Source organism: Acinetobacter sp. (assembly GCF_050285345.1).
Taxonomy (GTDB): domain Bacteria; phylum Pseudomonadota; class Gammaproteobacteria; order Pseudomonadales; family Moraxellaceae; genus Acinetobacter.
Genome location: NZ_JBLZXR010000097.1, coordinates 1 through 2463, shown reverse-complemented (window position 1 = coordinate 2463; position 2463 = coordinate 1). Strand labels below are relative to the sequence as shown.

Below are 2463 nucleotides of genomic sequence, written 5' to 3'. Positions count from 1 at the left end.
TGCTAACACAGATAGTAATGGTCGATTCCACTCTGACTGGCTCAGTATGATGTATAGTCGTTTGAAATTAGCTAGAAATTTGTTAACTGAAAATGGAGTAATTGTAGCGAGTATAGATGACAATGAAATTAATAGTTTGAAAAATTTGTTTAATGAGATATTTGGTGAAAATAATTTCTTAGCACAAATTGTTTGGGAAAAAATTTATACTACAAAAAATGATTCTGCCCAATTCTCTAATAGTCATGAATATTTATTAATTTTTGCAAAAAATATTTCACTATTAGAAATGAATCTATTGCCTAGAACAGCAGAAATGGATGCTAGATATACAAATCCAGATAATGACCCACGTGGGCCATGGAAAGCAATCCCATTATATGCGAAAGGTGAACGTAAAAATGGGCGTTATGAGGTTGTTTCACCAACAGGTAAAAAACATTTGCCTGGCCCAGATAGTCATTGGTTATATTCAAAGTCAGATACAGAAAAGTACATTGCTGATAATAGAATTTATTTTGGAAAAGATGGTAATGCGCAACCTAATGTAAAGAGATTCTTATCAGAAGTACAGCAAGGTACTAAAGCGAAATCAATATGGTTTCACAAGGAAGTAGGTTCAAATGATTCAGCTAAACGAGAATTAAAATCTATATATGGTTTAGATGTTCCATTTGATTTTCCAAAGCCAACAACTTTAATAACCAGATTATTACATTTATTTACTTCTGCCAAAAACGGAGATTTAATCCTTGATTTTTTCGCTGGATCTGGAACAACAGGCCATGCTGTATTAAATAAAAACATTGAAGATAATGGAAATAGAAAGTTTATTTTAATTCAACTTGGCGATGAAATAGGTACAAATGCTAAAGCTAAGCAGCAAGGATTTAAAAAGCTTTCTGAAATTGCAATTGATCGTTTGCGCAAAGTAATATCAGCGTTTGACGATAAAAACGGAGTTGGATTTCGTGTATTGCAGATTGACTCAACAAACATGAAGGATGTGTATTACACGCCAGACGCCATTAAACAAGCTGATATGCTGGATTTAGCTTCAAATATTAAAGAAGATCGTACATCTGAGGACCTGTTATTCCAAGTCATGCTTGATTGGGGGCTTGAACTTTCTTTACCGATTGAACGTAAAACTGTTACAGGAAAAGAAGTGTTCTATGTTGCAGGCAATAGTCTTGTGGCCTGCTTTGATGAGTTGACTTTTGATCTAGTCGATGAGGTTGCCAAAGATCATCCTTTACGCTTCGTATCAGCAGAAAAAGCCATTCATCTTGATCATGATAAAACCAATATCAAAGAACGCTTTAAACAGCTCTCTCCTGATACCGAAGTCAAGTTTCTTTAAGAGGGTTAGACAATGGAAATCCGTTTTAAAACCCTTGGGTATCAGAAAGACTCTGTACAAGCGATTGTGGATTGCTTTAAAGGACAACCACGTTCTGAAGGTCATCGTTATATGATTGACCAAGGTGCAGCCAAAGCAAAAAAAGCAACTGCACAGGTTGATATGCTTGAAGAAACCTTGGACTTACAAGGTGGCAAGGCTAAAAAAGTTATTGCAGATGTTGGTTTTGAGAATGCCCATATTTTTGATCTGCAAGCTGTACTGAAAAACATTCAGGAAGTACAAGCAGCAAGTGGATTACAAAGATCATCTCAACTCATCACGGATGATAATGGCAAAGGCAAGAACCTGACCAAAAGCCAATTAAACCTTGATATTGAAATGGAAACGGGGACAGGTAAGACCTATTGTTATATCCGTACCATGTTTGAACTGCATAAACAGTATGGCTGGTCGAAATTTATTGTGGTCGTACCAAGCATTGCCATTCGTGAGGGCGTTTACAAAAGCCTAAATATGATGGCTGATCACTTTCAAGAGCAATATGGCAAAAAGGCCCGTTTCTTTATCTACGACTCCAAAGCATTACACCATTTGGAAAGCTTTAGCTCGAATGGTGGGATCAACGTCATGGTGATTAACGTTCAAGCGTTTAATGCGACAGGTAAAGATAACCGTCGTATTTATGATGAACTAGATGAATTCCAATCGCGTCGTCCAATTGATGTGATTAGTCGTAACCGTCCAATTTTGATCTTGGATGAACCGCAAAAGATGGGCGCGGATAAAACCCTAGAGTCTTTATCTAACTTCAACCCGTTATTTATTTTGCGCTATTCCGCGACACATAAGCGCAACTATAACCTTGTTTACCGTTTGGATGCTTTGGATGCTTATAACCAAAAACTGGTGAAAAAAATCACTGTAAAAGGTGTGGAAGTACAAGGCTTAACGGGCACACATGGTTATTTATACTTACAGGACATCATTGTATCTAAATCTTCACCTGTCGCTCGCCTAGAGGTTGAGATTGAAACCAAGAATGGTTTTAAACGTGAAGTAAGGAAGGTTAGTCAAGGTGATAACCTTTATGATATTTC

General features: G+C 36.9%; 2 protein-coding genes. Both read left to right on the top strand.

The window, feature by feature from the left end:
• The coding region (locus ACN6OV_RS08430; protein ID WP_427951902.1) for a site-specific DNA-methyltransferase at window positions 1-1363 on the top strand (1363 nt) is incomplete at its 5' end.
• Window positions 1364-1375: 12 nt separating this feature from the next.
• A partial coding sequence (locus ACN6OV_RS08425; protein WP_427951899.1) for a DEAD/DEAH box helicase family protein occupies window positions 1376-2463 on the top strand: 1088 nt, incomplete at its 3' end.